This window comes from Streptomyces sp. SID9727 (assembly GCF_010550605.1).
Lineage (GTDB): Bacteria > Actinomycetota > Actinomycetes > Streptomycetales > Streptomycetaceae > Streptomyces.
The window spans coordinates 1-265 of record NZ_JAAGNI010000344.1 but is presented as its reverse complement, the minus strand read 5'-3'; the positions used below and the strand labels follow the sequence as shown (position 1 = coordinate 265).

The 265-nt window shown below is 79.2% G+C and carries 1 protein-coding gene; it reads right to left on the bottom strand.

Features of this window, described 5'->3' with window-relative positions; all coding sequences use genetic code 11:
• On the bottom strand, nt 1–265 hold a 265-nt coding region (locus G3I41_RS23245), incomplete at both ends, for a hypothetical protein (RefSeq protein WP_164402326.1).

Sequence of the window (265 nt, the reverse complement as noted above, 5' to 3'; positions counted from 1 at the left end):
GCGTGCGTCCCTCCGCCGCGCCGGGACCGCCGCTTGCGGACGAGCTCGCCGCGCCGGCGGACGACGGGGAGCCGGGTGGCGTCCTCCGCGGGCAGCGGCACGACGTCGAACCCGGCCTCCGGCTCCGGCGCCGACCGTACGAGGGAGCGCAGCCAGCCGCTCAGCTCCTCCACGTCGGGGCGCTCGGTGGGATCCTGCCGCAGCAGCGACTCCACGACCGGGCGCAGCGGCCCGCACTCCTCGGCGAACGCGGGCGGTTCGCCGC